Consider the following 24,117-nt stretch of genomic DNA (forward strand, 5'->3'; position numbering starts at 1 on the left):
ATTTAAAGATATTTCTTAAACCGAGATGCTGTGATGTTGATGGCAGTTCCTAACAGCATTGCTCCAGGTAACAGAATTAATTGTGGATAGACGCTAACAGGAAGAGCCAGATAAACCATCCAGGGCAAAATAACCAAAGGAATTAAAAATGCCTTAGCTCGGTGATAAATGAAGCCAGATTCATGCTCAGATGTAAATCGCCTGATATCGCGCTGAACCAGTCCATCAACTAACCCTACGAATATGACCATAACTGCTAACGGAAGGCTAAAAAACAGCACCATCACCCGGACACCGAACGTCAACACAGTAAAGGCTGCGGCTAGGGCGTATGTTTCAATATAGCCGTAGGCCATACCGATATACTCTCGAAATTGAAGTTTTCTTAAGGAGTCCGCATCTGTTGGTATCACAATGGTGCGTACTTCATCAAACAGACCGGTTCTGATAAAAAGCCATTCATGCATCATAGACAGGAGAGAGCGGGTCACGGCAACCGGATCTGAAAGCATGATGCTTTGTGAGAAGTTTTCTGAAAACATCTCCAGTTCAAAATAAAACATGTTTTGTGCATGGTGCCAGCCTTGGTCTTTCCAAAACAGATGCATTCCGACAATCTCAACAAGAATAGACAGCAGGAGAGAGCCGCACAGTACGCCAAACAGCGTTAACGGTAGCGTCGCAATGCTCCAAAACAGATTTTTGGGTGCGGCCTGTTGATGTTTGACTGTAGTGGCGGTATTGCTGCTCATACCTCGTCGTCTCCAGAAGCCCAGGAGAGACTGTCATGATTGTTTCTGTCATTGTTTGTATGCTCATCAAAGGACTCAGCCATTTCAACTTCTGGCGTTGATTCGGAGGCGATAACCGTTTCACTATCCGGTAAGATCGCTTCTGAGATTAAATCGTCTGGTAATTTGTCATGCATGTTATTGTGGCCAGAGGAAGGATACAGCTCGTTCCACCATTCATCGGCGTCGGTGTATTGTGTTCTCATATATGCAGCTAGCGTCTGGATATTTTGGGGAATCTTCTCATCGGTATCGGTAGCAGGCAAAGGCATACGTACCTTCCAAAGATTTCCCCCTTCAAGCAGTGCAAATGCCTGGCCTTTTGGGAGGCTAATAACATGGGCTGGTTCTATCATGGGTACACTGGTAGAGGTAATACGGCTGACTGTGTTTGACGTAAATGCTGAGTGGCTGCTGGGGTCTGAGGTATCAGTTGCACCACTGATGAGTGAACTGGACAATACGTCCACTTTCGGAAGTTGCGTTGTCAGTAGTTCAGCGGTTGCGGTTTCCCGCACGCGCAACATGATGAGATTGTTAAAATTTCCGATGACTTGGCCAGCTTTGGCCCGATTACCAATTCTTGCCTCAATGTCGCTTAATGTCTGCGAATAGGCTGTGACCTGAATGCCTGCACCGCCGCCTTTATTGATCATGGGAATGAACTCATCTCCCATAAGTTCGTTAAATTCATCAGCATGAAGGTTTATTGGCACTTTAATATGCGGACTGGCACCGGGTAGACCATCATTGACACCAAATTTGTAGATATGACCTGCGACAGATACCAGATCGGCAAACATCGAATTTCCAACAGCGGCTGCTACTTCGGTATCTGAGAGTGCGTCCAGGCCAACGTAGACAACCGCTCGTTGGCGTATAATCTGCATCCAATCGATGATAGGGCGGGTATCGTTGAGATCCGAATAATTCGGGGCCAGCAGTTGCGCAATTTTGCCTGTAGTGAGTTTTTCCAGAAGTGGTAGCAGGCTGGCAACGATTTTGTCAAAATACGTTCTGTCATAGCGAACGGCAGAGCGCAAACCATCAAGAATCGGATCATAAATCCGCGCCATAGAAAGATACTGCTCCAGTGCAATGACTCTTTTTTCACGGCCCATCATGTTACGGGGAATATTTTTTTCGTTGAGCTTCGATTCAATCTGGACGATAGCGTCCCAGGCTTTGGGTTCTTTTTTTGCAAAGTAGTATTTTGCGTATTCAATAAATAGTTCGTCGATATTAATCACATGGCGCTGAATTAACAGATAATCAGGCCGGTAGCCAAGTTCAACCAGTGCGCGAGCGATAATGTTGACGAATCGCCACGCAAATTCTTTAAATGCGGCAGAGTTGCCCTCATTGGAAAGCTGCCCGGCTATACGGCTGGCAACCTCGCTGATACGGCCAAACCGCCCAACGGCGTTATAGCGGGCAGAAATATCCGGCCAGCCCAGATGAAATACATAAAACTCACCAGAGCGCCCGGCACGATTGGCCTCAATGTACATGCGAATCAGTAAATCGGCGTCTCCTTTCGGGTCAAATACAATGCACACGTCACCACGCTGGATATCTTGAGTCACAAATACTTCTGCCATTCTTGTTTTGCCGACGCGGGTAGTGCCTAAAACCAGTGTATGCCCGACTCGTTCACCCAGTGGCAGTGACACATCAACCTCATGGGACTCAACTCCATGAAGGCGAGGCAGGCCACCAACAGGCGGCAGCGGTCTAACCGGATTCAATATACAGTCTTTAGTCGTCAATCCGGCAATCCAGCGCAGATAAGCTGGGGCAAATTCCAGCCGAGCTTCAAAACGCCGAGCCCAATAATATCCTGATGATGGTTCGACATAGCGGCGAAACTCAGGCCGGTATGTCTGTGCAAGCCTTTGTGTGTGGCGCTGGTCCCATCTAAATCCGCGGCCAATGAATAGTCTTTGCTTGCTGACTGGGATCTGTTTGCTGGTCAGTGCATATTTAGGTAGACGACGGATATTGCGGCGGTAACGCAGAATAACCCAGGCATCCCGCAAACGGATGGCGGCAAATAGAAACAAGAGCCCGGCAGCAGCTATGCCGATAGCAGATGTAAGTGCTAACGCCCATGGTGCGAAGAGGCAAACAAAAGCAGCCAGTAAACAGGCTGCCACAGTGTAGAGCTCGACGGCTGGACGAAGCAGAACTTCGATGCTCTGGTCTTTTGCCATGTTATTGCTCTATATGTTCAGCAGTAATCAGTACAGGATAATGTTGTACATTCAGGCGACGGGCAAGATCGTTGCCGTTGACCGGCAAAAGCTGCAAGTCCGGCACCAGATTTCTCAGTGTCTGTAACCCCTGGGCTGATTCAACCTGAACAACTAAACCAATTGCATGAAGCATTGCCAGAGATTGATAACGATCTACTAGCCAGCGTTTGGACAGGTTATCATCGCCAATCAGGAATATTGGCGATAATCCCGGTGCTGATATTTGACGCGCCGATACTTTACCCGGAGACAGCAGCGAAGAGCGGACAGGCAATACAAAGGAATCATCAACCTGACGCGGTGGTTTTGTCAGGGAGTCAGAGGGTGTTTTGACTTCCGCTGTGAGTCCCATGGCATCGTAATAAGGTGCTGCCGATGTACCACCCAGGTTATCAACCACAATGAGCCTGCTTTGAGCGCAGGCAAGGGCGCTGCAAAGCAGCAGCCCGCTGAAAGCGAATATAGCGTGAAATGTTTTCATGGATGAGTTTCCGCTGTAGTGAAATGAATTAATAACCTGTTGTAGTGACGTTGCACGCTTGAGCGGTAGCGTGCCGCAGCAGTGCCGTTGGCTGGGGAGTGGTATCTACCCATGGTGATTAACCAGTCCTGACCCGATTTATGCTGTTCGAGCAATATAGTTGAGGCAATTTTCAGGTTCAAATAAGGATTGAGTAATTCACAGGGCGTGTTTACCCGGTGTCCGTGGTAGCCAACGTTAATCTGTCCCAGTCCTACGTCAATGCGCTTAGATGATGTATTTTTAAGGGCGTAGGTCAGGTCTTTACATGCAGCTTCCCTTGTGCTGAAAAAACGCCCCTGGCCACCGACATTCAGTGTCCATGGCCATGGCCGTAATTTCCCGTTCACCATCGTGCCGCTTTCCTGCAAAGCTACGGCATACAGTACGATGGAAGGAATACCCGCCTCCTGAGCGGCAAGCTGATAAGCAGGAGGCGGCAAATCCTGTGCATGAGCCGTATTGAGTGCAAACAGGCTTGTCAGGAAGACTGCTTTCAATATTATTGAAGTACCCATCGGCCATTGACCTCTTTAACTGCTGCCGGTAAATCAGACGCTATGCCAATAGCCTCCCATTTACCAATGTCATGATTCAGTGTTATGGTGCGGGAAAGTACCTTCTGCGGGTCAATGCTGATACGGGTTGCCCAGCGCCGGATCAGCGTATCGTTGTTGTTACTGTCAACGAAATAAATATCAAATGGTTGTCCTGATGATTCCAGTCGCTTGACCTGCACATCGCAGGCCGGGCAGTTTTCTTTGACAAACAACGCCAGACGGCCATCGCCCGATAATACGGTGGTGGTGTCCATTGCATCAGACAGTGGCAGTAGGGCTGGATAAAGGCGTTTCCATGCGTCATCGTAAGCCAGTTGATAGGCCAGTTCCTTTTCGACACGGCGCGACTCGGCCTGAACTTGCAACTCAGCGTAGTAACGGCGCTCCTCATCGTTGCGTGCTTCAATACCCAATGCGGTCAGTGGATCCAGACCCGGAGAGTAAATACCAAGGGGACCGTCCATCAGTTCCTGATAGCGTTGCCACTCTTCGGTTTTGAGTCCCCAAGTGTCGGCCTGGCGTTTGAACTCTGTGATGTCGCTTTGCTGAAAAATCGGATCGGTCAGGTTAAGAGGCGTTGTGTTATCAGCCAACACAGGGTTGTTCAGTACCAGCAATGAGCAAACGGTCATCAATAGTAATTTCGGATTCATCGGATTTCCTTTTTATTGCGGAATAAGTAAATGGCGAGGGCGGTTATTGACGCTGAATCTGGCTTTCTCTGGAGTTATGCCAGTAAATGTCCATTCGGCGGTGGCATCCCCCACGCGCAGCAGACGAATCGTGCCCGTATCATTCTTAGGGCTAATCACCAGTACCTGTTCGCCGCCGCGTATTTCGGAGCCGAGGATATTGAAATGAGGTGTCAGTGACTGGGAACGGGAAACACGGGCAGGTGTTGGGCTGCGATCCTGTGATGTATTGGGTGCTGTTTGTCGCGCCGTTTCTACTTGTATTTCCAGTTGGGTCAGCCGCTGACGCAAATCGGCCAGAGCATCTTTTAAATCGCTGTGTTCATCAACGGTATGTACAATGTTGGCAAGCTGAGAGTCTATTTGCCTGAATTTTTGTTCAATTTGCGCTTGCGTTGCCGAAAACTGCGTGTAATTAACTGCAACCGGTAACGTTTCGATTGCCTGAACGCGTTGAATGATGTCCAGTACAGCCGTTTCCAGAGTTTCCAGTTCATTGGATGATTGTCCTGTTTGTAATTCTTGTTGTAGAGCGGTAAGCGAGGTATTTGTCTGTGACAAAGACAGGGAAAGAATCAATAGCCACGAGATGGCGCAGACGATTAGGATAAGAGAAGATTTAGCAATGATTTTTTTCATGTTATACCGCCTCTTCAATATGAGAAATGAGCGACTTGAAACAGACTTCACGGTTTATTTCGTTAATTTCCAGCACCCAGGCGGGACCTGCTAGCATAGACAGCGCATCTGCAAGACGTATAGGACCGATTTGCGAATGAACCAGTGGGAGCGGTAACTGTTCAAATGCGGTACTGGATTCAGTGCCGTTGCAAAGGTGGTATCCGCTATCTGCCAGTACATGACGCATGGCATCAGCAACCGTTGGTGACTGATTGGATATCCTTGGAATACGGGCGTCAATCATTTGTTTCAATAGGTCATGCTGTCCTTGAGTTGGGGATATTTCTATCAACTGGTAGCGCCCGGAGCGGATAACTTCCACCGGAGTATCGGGTATCGGTTGAGCGCTGGCTTGTACTATAGATTTTGTTGTGGTTTTGGTGCCGGAATAGGTTGTGCAACCACCGGTCATTAGTAGTAGGGCGCTTACTGCAACACAGAAGCAGGTTGAGATTGATTTCTTAGGTAGTGACATAGTGAGTTCTCCGTTGTGAATAAACAGAGGATCTCACTAAGAAAGCAATTAAATGGATTAAATACGAATCTCGTGTGTTTGTATTTCTGCTACTGCTGAGAATTTAGGCAAATAATCTGGACTGTCACAGGTTTGTACACATTTTGTGGAATAAGAAAAAAGCCCCTAAGAAGGTAACACCGTTCACTTAAGATGTTTTGAGTGAACGGGATACTGGGTTTTTGAGATTCGAACGGCCCTGCCTTTGGGCCGTTTTCTCTTTTCCGGCAAGATGAACTGTTTTACATTCTCCCGCATCTTTCTCAGTTTCATCGGGATAGTCCCGGGTTTACCCAGTGAGCACCAGATTAGCTCATTCTGTATCAGCCTCATCGCCATCACGAAGCTGATTCGCAGCGGCGCTACCCCGGCTTCCCGCGCTATCTGGCTCATTTCCATTCGTATCAGATTATAAGCCGTCAGCAGCCCCCAGATTTCCTGGTAAATACCTTTCACTTTCTGACTACGCAGCAAGGTCGCCGTATTCAGCTGGAACTGTTTTAGCTCTCCATAACCATTCTCTATACTCCAGCGCTCCTGATACACATAACGCAGCGCGTCTGCCGGATAATGTGCCGGCTCCGTCAACGAGGTGATAAATCCTCTGTAACCAACCGCTTCAGACTGGCACTCTATCAGCCTTGCCTGCCAGTGTTCAGGTAATGAGTCATCCTGTTTTCGAGCCTGCGGCGAGACCTGCATTTCAATCAGATGGTCTCCTTCTGCAAACGTTTTCAGGACCCGGTATTTTGTGTTCCCCTTCAGGGGAACCTGCCAGTGGGCCTCTTTCTGCCCCCGCTGCCAGTTAATCAGTAACTCTGAGGATAAATAACAGCGGTCAAACAGCGTCAGGCTTTTCGCCTGCGGCGATAGCTGCTTTGCATAATTCACTTCACCGGTGTTTGCTGGACCAAATTTAACATCATGGATTAACCGGCTGCGCAGTGACATCAGGGCACACAGCCTGACCATGGGATATTCCGTGTGTCTGTCAGCGCGATGTTTTATGTATTCAAAGTGCTCTGCAAGTTCAGGCATATCCGGCGTACGGAAGAGTGTACCATCCACCGCAAACAGTCGCAGCCCCTGCCAGAGGTCATCTTTATCTTCTTGTTGAGTCCAGTGGCGGGCTGTCAACGTGAAGAGTTCCCGAAGCGGTTCATCGCTGAGTCGATGACGGGCCTGAGCAATGGAGCTGGCGGCGAGAGTTTCACCGTTCTTAGTGCTCAAAACAAGGTCGAGTTTTGATACCACATCAGTGATGGGACGATTACGGTACAGCCCCATGCCCACAATCAGCCATACCACGAGTTCAGCCGGTAATTTACGTTTTCGGATACTGGCTTTATTGGTGGAATCAAGAACCTGAGACACCCATTCAAGGGGAATGGCGCGCTGAAAGCAGGAAAGAGAAGCAGGTTCGGCCCAGGTTTGTGTATCGTCAAGCCAGGTAGAAAGCATAAAAAAAGCCCCATCAGAGAATTGATGAGGCTATTGTCGTATAACCACAGGATCGTTCAACCGATCATTTTGCTTAACCGAACGGTGTTACCTAAAAAAGGGGCTTTAGGAATATTGGTTAACTTGTCCTAACCTCCATAATTTCTAAGATTGTTGAGAATATAGGCAGGACCTACTAATTCAGTACCATAATCATCTTCATCCGTTTCGCGCCACTCCAGTTCGCCATTGCACTCATCAATGAGCTCTCCAGACTTATATTCATGCCTGCCGCAAAAATTAGCGCCCTGTTCACAAAAGTAATGTATAACGTGGCATTGAAACTTTGCAGAGAGAGCCATAAATACAGCCTGATTTGGCGGAGCCCAGGGCGTATCAAAGTCAACGGAGATGGTATGACTTATCTGATTTGATGTTATTAAAGCAATGCCTGTTGCGGTTTTATCACTGAGATCTTCAAGATGTAAGTCAGAGCCGGAAGGCCATTTCACACCATAAGTATCAATATATTCATGATAAGATGTTTTCGAGTTGGTAAAAACTTTATCAAACCAATGGCCGTTAAAACCAACCAACTCAGGGATGAGTTTAGGCGCAATAAGCTGCCTCATGTCAAATGGTTGCGTTGAGGTTTTTGTTTCATCAAGCTTTTCCCAGCATTCGTTCAGTTTATCGGGTGCATAACCAAACACACCCAACCAGTCGTAAGATTGTGCAGCCATGATCTCATGGATAACTTGTTTTTGCTCTGGTGCAAGTATATCCAGTGAAAAGCTAGTTAAGCCACTTTGTTCATATAACTGGATAATTCGGGTTGAATTCTCATAAGACAAATCGGGGTTAGTTCTCAACAGATTGAACCATTGTGTAAACGCTATATTCATTGGTGTTGGCGTTATGTGAGAGTGCAGTACCATGAATGTGGATGAAATAGCATCAAAAGTATTATCTTCTAGCATCAGTTCTGATGGTATGATTTGAGCGATTCCGGCAATGCCGACAATAAAAAATTTAATACTTCGATTAACTGCATTAAAGTAATAAGGGCACACTTCTCCATTCATCAATTTTTTGATTTCAGCGATTTGTTCCAAAGAGCCATGAATCTTAAGATTGTTAGCACACCAATTTGGCATAGGAAATCTCCTTAATAAAAATAAGGAGAAAGCCCCCAATGGGGACTTTCCCCATTGGGTTGAGAAACTCCCGTTAAGGGAGTGAAGTAAACAGCGTTTTAAGCCACTAGTTTTTGACGCTCAAGGATTTCTTTAGCCATTTCAATGTCTAAAGAATCCCCATCATGATTGAGTGCATCCAGACCGCTTTCCGGTATATCGCCGGAGGTGCTTTGTGTGACAGCAATTTTTTTAGCCATCAGACGCAGACATGTAATCTGAGACGTTTTTGAATAACCCATGTATAGAACACGCACCGATTTGGTTTGTCCGATACGCCAAGAACGACGGGCCGCCTGCATCAACGTGTAAACGTTAAACCCGGTTTGCAAAAAACAGATCGTTGGAAACTCCAGCAGATCCAGCCCGGTTTTGACCAGTTCAGGATTAGTAATCAGTACATCGATTCCTCTGTCTACCTGATCAATGATCCAATCTTCTCTGCGGGAAGTGTCTACAGTGCTGCGCAAAACCGCTACTTTTAAGCTCTGGCGCTCTAACAAACGCTTGAGCCTTGAAACAGTATCGTGCTTGCCTGTATAGACTGAGTAAACCAACGTTCTGCGACCAGCCGCTTTTTCCTTCAGGCACAAGTCGATAGTAGCTTGTTCTTTAGGGGTGATATCGTTTTCATCAAAAACGGGGTGAACATACGCAAGTGTTTTATTGCGTTCTCTGGGATGAACAACAACTTCATCTTTAAACGCAGTATCAGGCCAGCGCAACAGGACATTCATTACCACACCCAGCAACGTACAGTCGCCCGCTGCCAATGATTTGTTCATCAGCGTGGTCAATGTCATTGACAGGGATTGATAACAACTTTCCTGTTCATCGGTCATGTCTATGTCAATAAACTCTTCTTCGTAAGGCGGTAAGACACCTTCTCCGAGGTCTTTGAGTTTGATAAATACAGTGTAGGGCAGCACATAGTTCAAAATTCCCAAGGGACCAAAACCCGGCGCTTTAACTGATCTGACAGATAAACGCTTACCTTTAGCCGTTTTATGTGAAGTAGACTCTTTCTCTGTATAAATCTCCTTGAGGACACCATGGTGTTCCATGAAGTTGGATGCCGCAGAATACAGACTGCCTAATCGGGATGGTTTATAACCATCTTCAATCATCGGTTGTGTCAATATCCTGAACAATAGGAAAAAGAGATCATCTGCGTAGCCGCCCATTAGAGTACCCGTGAGCATCAGGATTTTTCTGACTTTGGTAGCTAGAACTCCCATTGCCTGACCCTGAGCAGAGCCAGCGTTTTTGTACTCATGGCCTTCATCAATGATGAGAAAATCAAAGAAATCCTGTGGAAGATATCTTTTGACAAATTCAGTAGGTTGATAACCGCCTTCGCCCCAGCCAAACTCCAGGTTTGCTAACGCACGCTCCATTCGCTTGGCTTGCCGGTCTGAGAATACAAACTTGCCTTTGTTGTCCATGAGATTAATAAACTCATGAACGTTATCGGCGAGCATTGATGAAAGAAAATCCTCACCAAACTTGTCAATCAGATTATCGGCAGTGACTTCACCAATTGTGGGGATCTGGCACATGGATTTGATAACCATTCTCCGTTTTGAATCGGCTTCAAGCGGCTTAGGGCGCATCAACGTCCACAATGCACTGTCGCAGTGAGCGCATTTACAGCGTCTTTCCAACGCAATAAATACTTCTTCCGTAATAGGTTCGCCGTCGCGGTTACGGATAATTTCACCGCAGTCCGGGCACGCAATAAAATAAGAACGGCTTAGATGTGGACGACGCTTTTGATACGCTAAGCGCCAGTGAAACCCCATTCGCATCCTGATTCGACCTAAAATGAAATATTCCGGCTTGCCGTCAAAAGGCAATTCCAAGTCAGCTCTCAATTTAAGCAGCTTGGCCAACGTATCGGGACCGTTAAGAACCCAGACGCGGGCATCAGGAACGGTGTCCAGAATTTCCCTGCGCCACTTGTAGACCAGATGTGGTGGAGATAAAACCAGTGTTCGCCGATAGCCGACTGATTGCATCAGTTTCGATGCGGCAATGGCCATGATGGTCTTGCCCGTACCCATTTCACCATTGAGGATGGCTGCTGGCGCATTTTGGTCTAGGAGAAGCGAAGCTACCGCCTGAACCGTATTGGCCTGAGCGTCATAGAGTTTGCGTTTCAGTCCGTTAAGTACATTTTGGCGCTCAAAATGGATCGGTTGATTGTTCCCCGTAAAAACCGGAGGATTGGATTTGTTCAGTGAATCCAGTAAACCATCACCGAATTCGTCAATAAATTCATGTAAACCAATGTGAATGGTATTTTGATCAAATCGAGTAACGTTAGATTGTGAAGATTGCATGGTTTGCTCCTAAAAAGTAGACAGGAACAGGTATGCCAATGCTCGGTTAGGGCAAAAGATACCCGTTCGGGATAAAAGTTGAAGAAAAATTTATGTCACATTACTGATGTATGCCATCGGCTGAAATGCAACTGCTGAATACCGTGCTTGGGATGAATCAAGCTGCAAGTGGTATAAACCGTTTGTGGCAATGTCCTATCCCAGACCAGATAGTTGATAGGCGCTCCCAGGCACAGAATCTGCTTTTGAGAGAACATGTCAAAGTAATGAGTAATGACCCAACCAGTTACTTTTTGTGCATGATGCAAAAGATCTTCATTCATGAAAACCACAAGAAGCTGATTAGTGCTCTGAATAACGGACTTAACTCCAATGAGTTCAGGTCCAATAAAGCCGTGTGTGTAAGGATCAAACTGGTTCGGATGGTTAAACCCGTTGAGTAATTGAAGTTTCAATGTTGAAACAGGCATGATATCGCTCCATTAGAAAAAGAAGTAGGGCAGCGATATCCCGACAGGATAAGCTACCCTGCGGGTTAAAATTAAGAAAATCAGTATTCAGATGGGAACAGGATGGTTGTTGTAATCACCGGATTATCGTTTTCGTCATAATCGGCCACATTGGTGATGATCCATATTTTGGTTTCATCGCCTAATGGTTTTGGCAGATCATAAGACGCAAACAGCCGTCCAGCTTTGGCAACACCGCCGTTTTTGAGAACCTGTTCGTTAAGTTGCTTGTCTTCATCACACATTTCACCCCAGTCACCGTTTAAATAACGCTGTATATAGGGCGTTGGATTCAAACGTTGTTTCTGGACAAAATCATGAACGCTGTTGGTCAGCAGTAACTGCCCTAATTTAAAAGGTTCTTGAGATATAAAACGCATAGGAGGCAGAGAATCTGTAACAGGTTGATTCACATGATCCGGTGCGTTTTGAACCGGTATGTCTGTCGCTGTTGCAGAGGTCCCTGAACTGATCGTCAGCACCAGCCCGAAAGTCGGTGATGTCGGTGTCATATCCCAGGCTTTGATAATTGGTACAAAGATATCAATATTTGTTCTGGTTTCCGTGATGTTGCCATCTTCGTCCTCCAGAATTTCAAGTTTGCTTTTCTTCGCTTTGTGCGTGCTACCCCGAACGACCAGCGCTCGTCCAGTTTTACCGGAAAATATCGGACCTGAAATCGCACCGGCAGCAAGCGCCAGACACAAATGCCAGTCTGATAAAGATGCCGCAGGACGACGAATGACACTTTGAGCAACACCTAAATGGGTATAAAAGTCAGGCCATAAGCCATGTAATGCGTTAATCTCTGATTCAAAAAGATCAGGCTCCATTGATACGCGAAAGAAATCTTTCACATCACTATGGGCGACTGGTAAAACATAGCACTCTTCCGTGTGAACACTGGGGAGTTCATCAGGAACGACCTGACCGCTTCCAATATCCAGCAACAGTTTGCGGGCCAGTTTGGTTTTAGCCGATTCATGGTCTTTGCTCCTGACTCTGCGACCAAATATGACAACCTGTCTGAATTTTGTTTCAACAGCGCGAAATGCCCGAATATCGGTGAAATGGCTGGTGAGCCACGACACGTATTCATCGTCCAGCGATGTGAATGGAATGATCAGAATCAGAATACCTTCGTATTGCAACAGTGAAAACGTTCTGCGATAGAAGATTTTTTCCAGTCTAGGAGTGCCCTTGGCTTCGTAGCTGAAATTATTGTATTCTCCTCTAGGCAGTACGCCATAAGGAGGATTAAGGAATAAACAACTGAATGATTGCGCGGTGATAAGGGTATCCATCAAGTCGCTTTGTAAACATTTATCAACCAGTGTTCGGGCTGTATCTGCACGAGTTTTGTCATACTCAACTGCATATGTTTCTGAACGTTCACATTCCAGACTGACGCTTAATTGCGCAAGTGCTAAGCCAGTGCCAGCACATGGATCTAAATATCGGATTGTTCCCGATGCCGGTTTGAGTAAAAGAGAGATGCGCCGAACGGATTCGTCGTCAGTTGGATAATAGCCCTCACGGGCAAAGTTATGCGCCACACGTGGATGCATGAGAGTCATGGTTTTAATCTCCAGAGGAAAATAGAAATAAAAAGGAAGGCAGGGTGTATTACACAATGCCGTTTGAAAAGAAGAATACAAGAACCGACTTAAGCTGCGGTTAAAAACGCTTGAGGTTTATAGGATTCTGGAATGGACAACATGCCGTGACGGATATGTTCACCAATCACACTAGTCAGCTTATCCAGATCAACCTGCAACTGATAACCAGCTAGAGGTCCTAATGGGGTAGGAAGATGTATCAGCATGTCGGTATCCTGCATGATTTCAATAACAATTTTTTGCCATTCGTCAAGCAGGGGAATCGAACACGTTGCTTTAATGAGCGCCCATAGACGTTCATCATTCAGATGATTTTGTATGTACAGCATATACGCCGAGCTTTTCTCCTCATCGGGAAATTTGCATCGTTTATCATATATCCATACATTAACAATCGAGCCGAATATTGAACATCGATTGAAGCGTGCTAAGCGTTTCTCATATTTATTCAAATCGCCAACATAAACGGGAATAGACGCATTGTTCTCATTAATCATGTGAAAATGGTCCATTCCATCCTTGGTATTTCCAAGCGTCAGTTTGGCTAAAAGAGATTGAGTAGCGGTATCACTGCCCCAGGCAGATGCGAAAACCAGATTGGCGTTATGGTCAATAACACAGCTATCCAGCATTAAATCAATGCATTCATCAATACGGTACAGGGTTTTATGCTGCAATAAAGGATTCATGGATGTACTCCTAAATACTAATTAAAAGGAACATCCTCCCAAGGGAAGATGTTCCCCTGTGGGTTGATAATGGCAAAACAAGGTTATGCCTGTTTGCGATACCAGATTTGGTCTTGTGGATTGAGTGCAAAGCCAAGGATATTTAGACGTTCAACCTGTTTGCGCAAGGTTGCCCGGTCATGACTCATATCCTGTTTGTATGCGTCCGGCAGTGGCCATTCACCAAACAACTCGGTATCATTGACCACCTCGCTTGGCTCTGTTTGGGCCGGTTCTTTTGTTCGACGCTTAGGTGGAGTAGAAACTGTAAACGGTTCAATGTCAGATTGAACAGCTTGTTTTTCTTTGGTTTCTTCGAACAATGGATCGACTTCCTCGACAGCGATTTGTGATTCCTCTGCGGGATCTAAAGGTTCCAAAGCAGAAGTGATTGTCATGCTTTCGATACGAGCACGGATTTCATTAATGGATTTTCCATTTGTGATGTAGTAACCCATAAAGATTTCACTGACGACAAAATCTCCATTGAATCGACCTGCATCGAACATTTCAAGCTCTTTGAACCCTTTGCGTTCAACGGTGAAGTTACCAATCGACGTTATAAGTTTGGCCGCATTAAAAGGACCATATCTGCCATTGATTTTTTCAACCAATAGCGTTCCTGTAAACTTTTGCATATCAATTCCTCGCAATAAAAAAAATGCATCCAGCTATCAACTGCGGTTAGGCAGTTGATGGCAGAATGTGAGAATCATCAGAAACCGATATTGGCATTAGCCTGGCTTTGATTGGAGTAGTGGTTGGCAGCAACGACATCTGCTGGAACCGAATGATCTGTGTTATCACTTTGAGGCGGAACATGTTCAGTCGCCGCATCTGTTACTTCCCGATTAGAAGCATTGTCAGATTTGGGGTGGCGGTAAACCAGTTCCTTATCAATATGAATACTTTTGATCCGTAGCAATCGGCCTTTCATCGTCAGGCCAGTTTGTCCAGCTTTTTGATGATTGGGACCGTAAGTAAATGATTCAGGATAAATATCACCGATAGTGAAACTGGCAAATATGCTTCTTTTTTCATCACACGCTTGTTTGCAACGCATGATAAGAGTTTGTGCTTCTTTACCAGAGACGCGGCAGTCTACAATAGTTGTTTGCTTATCAGCTTTTTTGCCAACGCAAACAGCAATGTCAACAGCCCAAAAAGGTGAAGCATTTCGGGGTTTGACTTCCCGGATGCGATTAAAATAGCCAACTCCGTGAGAATGAAAATCATAGTATTGATCTTGCTGGAATTGTGGTTGAGATTGATTTGAAGGTGAGACATTGTTAGTGTTCATAGGGAGCTCTCCTAAGTGAATAGAACAGCGGAAAACACCTTGTCCCAACGGGATAAAGGTATCCCGCATGGGTTAGAAAAATTAAAGATGAGTAGACATCCTGCATCCTTTCGAATGCTGCTCGCAAGTGGATGCTGTGGCGAGCGGGTTTTGTTTGCAATCAATGCAGTATCTGCATCGTAGTCTTAAAGATTGCTGACTACCTGGTATGTTGTTGACAACTGTCAACCTCATATGTAGGTCAGTATAAACATTGAATTTTATGTTTTTCCAATAAATACAAAACAACCACAGTCGCATTTCAACATGGCGTTGTCAGTGGAATCTATTTGCCGTACAGTTATTGAAAAAGTATGAAGGTACAAAGCAAAGGAACATTGATAAATCATGTGGAAACAGTTTGCAAAACTCTTTCAATCTGAATCATTTAAGGAGCCTCGGTCACGAGCTGAAATGCCTGAATACAAGCAGGGATTTGAGCAGGCTGTCCGTTTTACACGTCGGTGCGGTTTTCCAATAGAGGCACCAGTTTGGAATAATTCAGTACAGATTGTGGAATTGGGAGATTTCATAGATCCTGTAATGAGAGCTTCCGGTGAACTGATTGATTTAAGAGCTTGTGCAGGACAATGCTTAAAGTGGTGTCATTATCTTAGGCCAGCATTTGAGGAGCAGTTAGGGCTGCGTGTTTGGGTCACATTGGGCCAATTATGGAAAGAAGAACATATCGTATATGGCCCTTCATTTACTGATTGCAGGCGTTGGGTACGCGAGGGAGTAAACCTTTCAGATCTGAACTCTTCAATGGGCTTGAATTTGCATGTATGGTTAACAGTTGAAACGGGTGAGATCATTGAGCTCACGCTCCTGAGCTCTTTAGCCGCTTTTGCGCATGAGTCCTATAAAAAAATGGCTGGAGGTGTCCTGATAGGGCTAGAAGAAAAAAATTTTGCAGGCCATCGTTATTTTCCAATTCTTGTTGGTGATAAGGCTATGGAATCTATTGCTGAAAAATCTTCAATACCTTTACTGGCCAGCAATGTTGATGAGTTATATTCTGTTGGTGCAATGATGATGGTGGAGCCACTATAAAGTTAAAAAAGAGCCACCACGGTGGCTCTATGAATATTACCAGTTTGGAATCATGATGAGTTTATTGTTCGTAAAATCAAAAGAATCCAATTTTTGGGCAATGTGAAATATCCTTTTGATGCTCGGCATAGCCTAGCTCAAGTAGATTGTAAATATCGACATTGTTTAAATCCAAAGGATTTTCTTTGCTCTTACTTCGACTCAGACCTTTTTGGACGAGATCCAGAATATGAACATAATCTGAGTAGATACTGTCGGCAGCTATGTCTACCGTTTCAATGAGTTCTTCCAGTGAACAGGATTCAAAGGGTTCCCATACGGTAAATTTCTTCGCCATTTCTTCTTCATCTTCACATTGAGAAAGCGCCAAAAAAGCGTTATACCAGTCGAGATAGTTATCTCCCGGAAGTTCAGAGAAATGGTCAATCATGGCTTTTCCAAGCGCCATTTTCCTCAATAGGCGAGGTTCTTTTTCTTGGAAAGTTGTTGTGTTCATAAAAACTCCAAAATAATGATCTGCTGTAAGCAGATTGGGATTGATAAAATAATGACCTGTTTTGATATCAAAACCGCAGACTTGAAGATCTTGCCTGCCTGAGTGCTGCTGGCTTCAACCAGCGTCACGAAGTAATGATGTCTGAAACGATGAGTGGAAATATGAAAAAATTCAGAATGAAGTGTCGTGATTTTTGAAATAAAAAGGCCACCTGATAAGGTGGCTGGTTTGGCTGGAGAAATTCATTGTTTAGTCATCATTGGGATCGGTTAGTCTTTGAAGTAATTCCTGCGGATTTTTGAGTGCGGCAATTAATTTAAGCTGAACAGTTTGTATGAGTTTTTGATCATGTAAACTGTACAAGGCATCTTGTAGTTCACAAAAAAGTGCCAAACAGAGATGGTCCATAAAATCCAAATCTTGTAACGCAAACTTTGTCATAACTCCATTCATGTATTCACAAATATTTTCAGTTGAGAGCCACCTCGTCATCCCATGACTAATGAATATGCACTCACCGTGAAATGCTCCAAATTCCGGTTCATTGCAATGGTGTACGCCAGAAAACATAATACTTTGTAGGTTATGCCCATCGTTGAAATGGGTTGCTAGCTCGAAAAGCTCTTCTAGTGTCGGTTGCATATCGGGTTCACAGTCTTCGCAAAATATGTGCAAATACTCTGTATCCAGCGATTTAACATCAAAATGTCTGGTAAAAAAAGAAAGACAGTGGATTGGCTCAGCATGTGTATTTGAGTCCGGTTGGTATCCCAATGACTGAGCCAATGCAGTCAGATTCATGAATACATCGTTCCATGTTGGGTTGTCGAATTTCCGGTTGATGGCAATGGTTGTTTTGTCCTGGGCAGAGGTTGCTTTATTGAGGTTATAGGGAGAGAACAGCGCTGTGATGACAGGAGTGATAGCCGCTAATTTCAGCAACCCTGTTCCTTCATAGTAATGTTTGGTTTTTCTCATTGCTTTGTGACCTGTGTGTTGTGGATTTGACAGCAATGATGGGCGGCATGACCGTTAAAAAAATGATAAATACGGATCTGCATTAGGTGATTTTAATTAGGATTTGAATGTCGATTTTGATAGCGCGGGAATCAGCCGCAAATGGCGATGCAGTGTTTTGCGTATCAGTTTATTGTCAATACCTAAAATTTCTGCTAATTTGAAATAATCAATAGTGTCAATGTGTTGCTTAGCGTGCGCTTTCAACTCTGGAAATATAGGATTGATGCATACCAGTAAGCTCGGCCAACTTTGTTTGTGTCCAGCGTAGCGCTTTTATCTTCTTTTTTAAAAGAAAAACCATTTCTGTGTATGCGTCAGAATGCAGTGTCATTGAGATCGTGTTGTCCATGTCGAGATATTTTGAGTTTGGAACACATAATCTCTGTTTACAATTTTATGAAGATTTTGCATAATTCAAGGGCCAACAAAAACAATGAAAATGTTTTAATGTTCAACGACTAATTCTCCCCCTTAGTCGTTTTTTTATCTGGTGCAAAGTAGAGAAAACGCGCCGGTTGAATACCGGCTGAGATCATGTTAACCACCATAAAATTCAGGTTCAGATCGCGGTTAAAATCATCTCCTAAAACTTTATCTCAATTCTTGTCGTGGCGTGAATTGACAGAATTTGGCACGAATCTACGCACAAATGGAGCTCGGCATTCACCGGCGAGCGCGGTATGGAGTACTGTAACCAGACGGCTTTTTTATGATATGTTGCGGGTCATAAAAAAGCCGTCTGAATTACCAACGGGAAAAACATTGCTAAAAGCGAATATAAAAAAACCTTCTTCTGTTTTAACAACAGCGCCGCACAAGCGAAGGTTAAGGTACGGCAGGGTTACAAGCGTTCAAGCTAGCAACTGTAGATAGTATCTCACGGAGGTAAACACATACAGCGATAAATGCGGTTTTTGCTATAGCGCTTTTCAGGTAAAAAAGGCTTCTTTTCAGAAGCCAAACAGGACAGAGTAAGGAGAATCAGGAGATTTTCTTTTTACGCTTTTGGGATTTGGTATTACCAATTGGCAAGGTGGCATTGCACGCCGGGAATGTAGAGCAGGACCAGAATGGACCGTTCTTGCTTTGCCGTTTTTTCATTGGAGTACCACACTTTGGACATTGAGGTCCTTGCGGGATGGTGATTGACAGTGCAACATTGCGGTATTGTTCAACTAACTGTCTAACCCACTGAGTTTGTTTACGTAAAAACTGATCGGCAGACACAGTTCCTTTTTCAATGCACTCCAACGCCTGCTCCCACAAGGCCGTCATTCCCGGATCGACAATTTCCGGGGGAGCTGCATCAATCAGCGTAAATGCTGCCTCAGTCGCACAAACGGCTTTGCCTTTATTGACCAGATAGCCGCGTTGCAATAAGCCGTTAATGATTCCCGCACGAGTAGCTTCCGTACCAATTCCGGTTGTTTCCCGCAGTTTCTGCCTGAGTATGGGGTCTGTCACATATTGGGCAACACCTTTCATGGCTTTGATTAAATCGCCCTGGGTATAGGGTTTGGGTGGTTTTGTTTTAAGTGCCTGAAGCTCAGAGTTCACCACGTTGCAATGGGTTGATACAGTCAGAGCTGGTAATGTCTGGCTATCCTGGGTATCATCTTCTTCATCTGCGCCATTAAAAAGCATTTTCCAACCTGCAATAATAACCTGTTTACCTATTGTAATCAGCGTTTCTCCATTACAGTCTAATTGCACCAAGGTTCTGTCGTATTCGTAGTTAGGCATCAATTGCGCTAAATAATATGCCCGGATCAGTTGGTAAACGGCCAATTCTTTTTCATTCATCGCTGACAAATTGGCCGGTTCAACAGTGGGAACAATACCATGATGTGCGGTTACTTTCTTATCATTCCAAATACGGGAGCGAATATGAGTATTCAGCCGTTTTACCAGTGGTGCAATGGTCGGATCGGTTTTAACCAATGCTGCCAGTACCGCAGGTATCTCGCCAATCATGCTTTCCGGCAGGTAGCCGCAGTCAGTACGCGGATAGCTGGTCGCTTTGTGAGTTTCGTATAATGCCTGAGCAATATCCAGCGTTTCCTGCACACTGAGTCCCAGTTTTTTGGAACACACGTCTTGTAAGGTGCTGAGATCAAAAACCAGCGGCGGCGCTTCCTGTTTTCGCTGGATATCAACAAATTGAACGGTCGCGGATTTAACGGTACTGATTTTATGAACTGCATCACGGGCTACGGTAGTCATAATGCACCTGCCAGCATCATCGGTAGCGTTCTCAGGTGGTTGCCAGGTGGCATGGAATTGTCTTCCAGCGGAAAACAGTGAGACATTAATCGCCCAATAGGGAATTGGTACAAAATTCTGTATTTCACGGTCGCGCCGTACAACCAGACCAAGAGTTGGCGTTTGTACCCGTCCAACGGATAAAATACCGTCATAACCCGCTTGTCGGCCAATCAACGTAAACAGGCGTGTCATGTTCATGCCGATCAGCCAGTCGGCGCGAGAGCGGGAGAGGGCGGAGTGGTAAAGCGGCAGTGTTTCTGCCCCTGGCTTGAGCTCATCCAGTGCTTTTCTAATGGAGACATCGTTCAGGGCTGATAGCCATAGCCGTGAAATATGGCCTTTGTAGCCACAATAATCAATGAGCTCGCGGGCGATCATCTCGCCTTCGCGGTCTGCGTCAGTAGCGATAACCAGTTCTTTGGTTTGTGACAACAGTTTTTTGACTACCTGAAACTGCTGTGATAGTGGCGGTTTTACTTGTACCTGCCAGGTTTGCGGCAAAATAGGCAAGGTACTCATCTCCCAGCGCTTATAGCTCTCATGATACGCTTCCGGGGCTGCGGCCTCCAACAGATGACCGATGCACCATGTTATGGTTACACCATTGCCTTCAAGATAGCCGTTTGCCCGCCGGGTTGCACCAAGCACTTTACCGATATCTTTAGCCTGTGATGGTTTTTCACATAAAAATAGACGCATGACTTTTTACCTTTAGCTGACTGAAATTCAGTAGCCATCAGGATGACGTAATGCGTCAGAAAAAAGTGGATGAATGCAGTTTTGGCGCAGTCACATTTCAGTTTTAGATAGACACAATGTTGAGCGGGTGCATGTTGACGCAGTCGCTCAAAATCAATCTAAAATACAATGCCAAGACCGAGTTGTATTTCTGAATTTACAAAGCCCTGTGAACCGCGCTGGGTTCCAACATGTCCCCACACGTTGATATTTTTACTAGCCTTGCCCTGAACGCCCAACTTTATTTCGGCGACGTTTTTACCAATTTCCGTTGTCATTTTTTGCGAATTCATCTTGATTGATTGGTTAATGTCGTTGACCAACCAATTGAATTCAACGTAAGGGGCAAAACCAAATGCGCCAGAAGGAAGGTTTTGGGCGATTTTTACACCCATACGCGCTTTCATGCCAGAGCTTAAACCGTCCGTGTAGTGCGTATGATGACTGTCAATGACATCATTAACCCTCATTCTGGTAAAACTGAACTGTCCGTGGGGTTGCACCAACAGGGAACTGCCATCCGGGTACTGCTGCAAAATAAAACTGTGGCCACCTTCAGCGGAAACCGATATGCCGCTGCTGTGGTATTGAACGGCGTGTGTCTGAGATGCACCGCTTAACCGGTTATTAAACCACGCATAATAGGTCCAGAAATCAAAATAAGGCCCGATGAGTTCATCCTGAGCCCAGCTCGCATAAAGGCCGATATGATGCCCTTTAACGCTGCCGTGGGCTTTGCTGCCGGTCTGGTTGCTGCGGTTAGCAATAGACGCATTGCCAATACCGCCGTAAACACCAGCCATCAGCGTATCGGTTTGAAGCAGGTCAGCCCCGACTTGAAACACTGATGTGGTGATATGTTCAAATTGCAGGCCGTTCAAAATGTCTGTTTTGAAGTGGCTGTACTTTGTTCTCAACCAGATTGTGTGGTCATGTGCATACAGCTCATTTTGCCGGTCTGAGCGGCTTTGGTAAAACATTTCAGAGGCGGCATACTGACTGCCCAGGAATGAACCGATGTTAGGGTTATAAAGATATTCACTGTCGTTGCTTTCACCATTATTGCCATTACCGCTATTACCGCCATTGCCGCTATTATCGCCATTGCCGCTATTATCGCCATTGCCGCCATTGCTGCCATTACCATTGTCATCGTTGCGGTTGCGTAAGTACCAGTTTTCGTCGTCTTTTCCTTGTGAAAGGCGGTATTCATAAATACCATACGTGACTGGCGCACCCAGCGTAAACGCTTCTGCGTCAGAGGTTCCCAGAACCTCAATGATTTTGATGCCGTCATTCACCGTACTGACTTCACGGCTGGTAGGCATAGCTTTGATGAACACTTTAGTGGCACTGCTGCCAAGCATTGCATTGTCAATGACCAGCATATCGCTCAGGCTCTGGCTGTCTCCCTCGTTGAGTACGGTATCGAGTTTAATGGCGCCGCCATGACTGATAAACAGACCATCACCGTTTTCTCCAGCATTCAGGCTGCCGGAAATAACCAGTACATCTCCGGCCTGGTTATTTCCGGTGAGGTCAATCAGGCCGTTTGCATGTTGCTCAAACTGAGACAAGCCCAATAGCTGTCCATATGATGCACCATTCTCAAGCGACAATGCCCCAGCAGGGGTATAGGTTCCCTGTGAGTTAAAAAAGAGTGCCGTTTCAGAATCAAGGATGATGGTGCCATTGTTTTGAAGCAGGGAGTCTTCACCAAAATATGAAGCGGCAACGCCTTTGGTATTTCTGATGTTAAACGTTTCAGAACCCGTCAGGTTACGCAATACCCACTTACCACTATTGATGAAGGTCGTTGTGGCATCCAATATCATATTGCCATAAAGAGTTCCGGCATTGTTGAATGTGATGTTGCCTGCTCCTGAGCTGGACAAGGCTTTATCGGTCAATGTGTCGATAATTCCTAAATTGCTGATGCTAAACTGACTACCTTCATCCAGATTGAGCTCAATACCTGCCGATGTGTTTAACCTGGCATTTTGGCCTATGTAGATATTTCCGTCGCCCTGGGAATTAACCAGCACGGCAGTACTGTGATCGCTGCCTGTTGCAGTCATATCTGCCAATACGTTGATGTCGGTGAAATTCTCAGCGGATTGTGTAGCGACGCTAATGCCGTGACCCTGATCGGCATTGATAGCTCCTTGCGTGACAATATGGATATTACCGGTATCGGATTGTGCAAATATGCCATACTCATTTGCATTGATGGCTTTATGGTTATCGATGGCAATATAGCCGGAATTGTTTTTTGCGCTAATACCCGTTTGTGTTGAATGGATAGCACTGTTGTTTTTAATAACAATGTCACTTGCACTGCTATTGGCAATGATGCCGATGGCTCCTGTGAGCGTTCCGGCATGGGAACCGATATAAATTGATTTTGCGCCATTGGCATAGCCTAAAATGGCCGCACTGGTTATACCGGTCACATTACCGTAGTTATTGATAACAATCTGACCAAGATCGGCATGGGCGTGAATACCGACCGTATTGGCATTAATACTGTTGTTGTTAGTAATCGCAATGTTGCCTGCATGACTAACGGCCTGAATACCCCGCTGCGCATTTCTGATGGCGGCATTCGACACTATATTAATAGTGGTATTCCCATTGCTGCCGATGTCAAGAGCATCGATGCCGATACCGTTATCATCCACTTGAATCCAACTGGTGTCTTTGTTTACGTCAATATGAATATCTCCGCCATTAGATTCGGCCTGAATTCCAGCCAGATGGTTGGTAAAGCTAATATGCCCAAGCGCCATATGCACAGAGCCATTTTCACTAATAGCCGTCAGTCCAGTAGCGTTGTTGGTGGAGACGAACGAGGCAATATTGGCAATGATATTCTTGCCAGCCTGTAATAGAATACCGGTGGACTGCTGGGAGCCCAGATCGTTGGTTTGAATATTGAGGTCGTTGGTCTGGTAGTTGAGGTTGTTGCGTGTATAAGTATCGTAACTTGCCGTACCAGCCGTGTCTCCCCAGACGTTCGCCCAGCCGCTGTAGTGGTAAACGGTCATATCGTTATTGGCTTCACCATCGCGTAGTACCACGGCTGACTGGTTGACAGTACCGATAATGCCAGGAGCCGGAATATAGATGGTTGAATCGTTACACTGAGATGAACCGATATGCCCGATGGGAACCGGATCAATAGTACAGTCGGCATGAGCGACAGCCGTGTTAAAGCCCAAAATGAAAACTGTAGTCCTCAATAGTTTCATGAATAGTTTCCTCAAATTAAGTGATGTCAGGCGGCAATCATCTTGTCCTTCATTGTCGCAGCGGTAAAACATGGCGACCAGATTGAGGATTCCAGCGTGTAAAATCTG

The 24,117-nt window shown here is 45.5% G+C and carries 19 protein-coding genes and 2 pseudogenes; 1 reads left to right on the forward strand and 20 read right to left on the reverse strand.

Annotated features, from left to right (window positions below):
- Window positions 1–2: 2 nt before the first annotated feature.
- From CUZ56_RS06615 to CUZ56_RS06685, 15 genes and pseudogenes are all read right to left on the reverse strand, one after another.
- On the reverse strand, window positions 3–752 hold the full coding sequence (locus CUZ56_RS06615) for a TIGR03747 family integrating conjugative element membrane protein (protein WP_126979436.1): 750 nt from the start codon (window positions 750–752) through the stop codon (window positions 3–5).
- 140 nt (window positions 753–892) lie between these two features.
- Window positions 893–3,004: pseudogene (gene traD / locus CUZ56_RS06620) on the reverse strand (type IV conjugative transfer system coupling protein TraD); the annotation flags it as partial.
- Window position 3,005: 1 nt separating this feature from the next.
- Window positions 3,006–3,527, reverse strand: a complete 522-nt coding sequence (locus CUZ56_RS06625; protein ID WP_126979440.1) for an integrating conjugative element protein — start codon at window positions 3,525–3,527, stop codon at window positions 3,006–3,008.
- On the reverse strand, window positions 3,524–4,084 hold the full coding sequence (locus CUZ56_RS06630; RefSeq protein ID WP_126979442.1) for a transglycosylase SLT domain-containing protein: 561 nt from the start codon (window positions 4,082–4,084) through the stop codon (window positions 3,524–3,526). The genes CUZ56_RS06625 and CUZ56_RS06630 overlap by 4 nt, the downstream gene beginning before the upstream one ends.
- The gene (locus CUZ56_RS06635; RefSeq protein ID WP_162615271.1) at window positions 4,069–4,779 is read right to left on the reverse strand and encodes a TIGR03759 family integrating conjugative element protein; all 711 of its coding nucleotides are present in this window, start codon (window positions 4,777–4,779) and stop codon (window positions 4,069–4,071) included. The genes CUZ56_RS06630 and CUZ56_RS06635 overlap by 16 nt, the downstream gene beginning before the upstream one ends.
- A 12-nt stretch (window positions 4,780–4,791) precedes the next feature.
- A complete protein-coding gene (locus CUZ56_RS06640; protein WP_126979444.1) occupies window positions 4,792–5,457 on the reverse strand; it encodes a hypothetical protein in 666 nt (221 codons plus the stop codon).
- A 1-nt stretch (window position 5,458) separates the two neighbouring features.
- The gene (gene pilL2, locus CUZ56_RS06645; protein WP_126979446.1) at window positions 5,459–5,974 is read right to left on the reverse strand and encodes a PFGI-1 class ICE element type IV pilus protein PilL2; all 516 of its coding nucleotides are present in this window, start codon (window positions 5,972–5,974) and stop codon (window positions 5,459–5,461) included.
- Between the two features lie 183 nt (window positions 5,975–6,157).
- Complete coding sequence (locus CUZ56_RS06650; protein ID WP_126979448.1) at window positions 6,158–7,474, reverse strand: IS4 family transposase; 1,317 nt, start codon at window positions 7,472–7,474, stop codon at window positions 6,158–6,160.
- A gap of 128 nt (window positions 7,475–7,602) precedes the next feature.
- The gene (locus CUZ56_RS06655) at window positions 7,603–8,610 is read right to left on the reverse strand and encodes a DUF1281 domain-containing protein (protein ID WP_126979450.1); all 1,008 of its coding nucleotides are present in this window, start codon (window positions 8,608–8,610) and stop codon (window positions 7,603–7,605) included.
- A 98-nt stretch (window positions 8,611–8,708) separates the two neighbouring features.
- Entirely contained in the window at window positions 8,709–10,991 is a 2,283-nt protein-coding gene (locus CUZ56_RS06660) for an SNF2-related protein (protein WP_126979453.1), read from the reverse strand.
- Between the two features lie 95 nt (window positions 10,992–11,086).
- On the reverse strand, window positions 11,087–11,461 hold the full coding sequence (locus CUZ56_RS06665; protein ID WP_126979455.1) for a hypothetical protein: 375 nt from the start codon (window positions 11,459–11,461) through the stop codon (window positions 11,087–11,089).
- A 509-nt stretch (window positions 11,462–11,970) separates the two neighbouring features.
- A pseudogene (locus CUZ56_RS06670) lies at window positions 11,971–13,077 on the reverse strand (DUF6094 domain-containing protein); the annotation flags it as partial.
- An 89-nt stretch (window positions 13,078–13,166) separates the two neighbouring features.
- Entirely contained in the window at window positions 13,167–13,808 is a 642-nt protein-coding gene (locus CUZ56_RS06675; protein WP_126979459.1) for a hypothetical protein, read from the reverse strand.
- Window positions 13,809–13,891: 83 nt separating this feature from the next.
- Window positions 13,892–14,485 (reverse strand): DUF3275 family protein, encoded by a 594-nt coding sequence (locus CUZ56_RS06680; RefSeq protein WP_126979461.1) that lies wholly within the window; start codon window positions 14,483–14,485, stop codon window positions 13,892–13,894.
- A gap of 77 nt (window positions 14,486–14,562) precedes the next feature.
- Window positions 14,563–15,147, reverse strand: a complete 585-nt coding sequence (locus tag CUZ56_RS06685; RefSeq protein WP_162615272.1) for a DUF3577 domain-containing protein — start codon at window positions 15,145–15,147, stop codon at window positions 14,563–14,565.
- Between the two features lie 387 nt (window positions 15,148–15,534).
- Here CUZ56_RS06685 and CUZ56_RS06690 point away from each other — a divergent pair, with 387 nt between their 5' ends.
- Window positions 15,535–16,239 carry a hypothetical protein gene (locus tag CUZ56_RS06690; protein WP_126979465.1) on the forward strand — a complete coding sequence of 235 codons (705 nt, stop codon included), beginning with the start codon at window positions 15,535–15,537 and terminating at the stop codon, window positions 16,237–16,239.
- 76 nt (window positions 16,240–16,315) lie between these two features.
- On the opposite strand, the gene CUZ56_RS06695 is transcribed toward CUZ56_RS06690, so the two are convergent.
- The 5 genes from CUZ56_RS06695 to CUZ56_RS06715 form a co-directional block, all read right to left on the reverse strand.
- Window positions 16,316–16,735, reverse strand: a complete 420-nt coding sequence (locus CUZ56_RS06695) for a hypothetical protein (RefSeq protein WP_126979467.1) — start codon at window positions 16,733–16,735, stop codon at window positions 16,316–16,318.
- A gap of 249 nt (window positions 16,736–16,984) precedes the next feature.
- A complete protein-coding gene (locus CUZ56_RS06700) occupies window positions 16,985–17,713 on the reverse strand; it encodes a hypothetical protein (RefSeq protein ID WP_126979469.1) in 729 nt (242 codons plus the stop codon).
- A gap of 229 nt (window positions 17,714–17,942) precedes the next feature.
- Window positions 17,943–18,104: a helix-turn-helix domain-containing protein gene (locus CUZ56_RS16340; RefSeq protein ID WP_126979471.1), complete on the reverse strand. Its 162-nt coding sequence runs from the start codon at window positions 18,102–18,104 to the stop codon at window positions 17,943–17,945.
- Window positions 18,105–18,736: 632 nt separating this feature from the next.
- Complete coding sequence (locus CUZ56_RS06710; protein WP_126979473.1) at window positions 18,737–20,719, reverse strand: DNA topoisomerase III; 1,983 nt, start codon at window positions 20,717–20,719, stop codon at window positions 18,737–18,739.
- Between the two features lie 158 nt (window positions 20,720–20,877).
- Window positions 20,878–24,009, reverse strand: a complete 3,132-nt coding sequence (locus tag CUZ56_RS06715) for an autotransporter family protein (RefSeq protein ID WP_162615274.1) — start codon at window positions 24,007–24,009, stop codon at window positions 20,878–20,880.
- Window positions 24,010–24,117 lie beyond the last annotated feature (108 nt).

The sequence above is a fragment of the Saezia sanguinis genome (genome assembly GCF_003991585.1).
In the GTDB taxonomy this organism is placed as follows: Bacteria; Pseudomonadota; Gammaproteobacteria; order Burkholderiales; family Burkholderiaceae_C; genus Saezia; species Saezia sanguinis.

Coding starts and splice junctions, on each gene's coding strand:
- pilL2 (WP_126979446.1), bottom strand. CDS start 5,974: ATGTCACTACCTAAGAAATCAATCTCAACCTGCTTCTGTGTTGCAGTA.
- CUZ56_RS06660 (WP_126979453.1), bottom strand. CDS start 10,991: ATGCAATCTTCACAATCTAACGTTACTCGATTTGATCAAAATACCATT.
- CUZ56_RS06655 (WP_126979450.1), bottom strand. CDS start 8,610: ATGCCAAATTGGTGTGCTAACAATCTTAAGATTCATGGCTCTTTGGAA.
- CUZ56_RS06715 (WP_162615274.1), bottom strand. CDS start 24,009: ATGAAACTATTGAGGACTACAGTTTTCATTTTGGGCTTTAACACGGCT.
- CUZ56_RS16340 (WP_126979471.1), bottom strand. CDS start 18,104: ATGGACAACACGATCTCAATGACACTGCATTCTGACGCATACACAGAA.
- CUZ56_RS06695 (WP_126979467.1), bottom strand. CDS start 16,735: ATGAACACAACAACTTTCCAAGAAAAAGAACCTCGCCTATTGAGGAAA.
- CUZ56_RS06700 (WP_126979469.1), bottom strand. CDS start 17,713: ATGAGAAAAACCAAACATTACTATGAAGGAACAGGGTTGCTGAAATTA.
- CUZ56_RS06675 (WP_126979459.1), bottom strand. CDS start 13,808: ATGAATCCTTTATTGCAGCATAAAACCCTGTACCGTATTGATGAATGC.
- CUZ56_RS06690 (WP_126979465.1), top strand. CDS start 15,535: ATGTGGAAACAGTTTGCAAAACTCTTTCAATCTGAATCATTTAAGGAG.
- CUZ56_RS06665 (WP_126979455.1), bottom strand. CDS start 11,461: ATGCCTGTTTCAACATTGAAACTTCAATTACTCAACGGGTTTAACCAT.
- CUZ56_RS06710 (WP_126979473.1), bottom strand. CDS start 20,719: ATGCGTCTATTTTTATGTGAAAAACCATCACAGGCTAAAGATATCGGT.
- CUZ56_RS06625 (WP_126979440.1), bottom strand. CDS start 3,527: ATGAAAACATTTCACGCTATATTCGCTTTCAGCGGGCTGCTGCTTTGC.
- CUZ56_RS06630 (WP_126979442.1), bottom strand. CDS start 4,084: ATGGGTACTTCAATAATATTGAAAGCAGTCTTCCTGACAAGCCTGTTT.
- CUZ56_RS06635 (WP_162615271.1), bottom strand. CDS start 4,779: ATGAATCCGAAATTACTATTGATGACCGTTTGCTCATTGCTGGTACTG.
- CUZ56_RS06650 (WP_126979448.1), bottom strand. CDS start 7,474: ATGCTTTCTACCTGGCTTGACGATACACAAACCTGGGCCGAACCTGCT.
- CUZ56_RS06640 (WP_126979444.1), bottom strand. CDS start 5,457: ATGAAAAAAATCATTGCTAAATCTTCTCTTATCCTAATCGTCTGCGCC.
- CUZ56_RS06680 (WP_126979461.1), bottom strand. CDS start 14,485: ATGCAAAAGTTTACAGGAACGCTATTGGTTGAAAAAATCAATGGCAGA.
- CUZ56_RS06615 (WP_126979436.1), bottom strand. CDS start 752: ATGAGCAGCAATACCGCCACTACAGTCAAACATCAACAGGCCGCACCC.
- CUZ56_RS06685 (WP_162615272.1), bottom strand. CDS start 15,147: ATGAACACTAACAATGTCTCACCTTCAAATCAATCTCAACCACAATTC.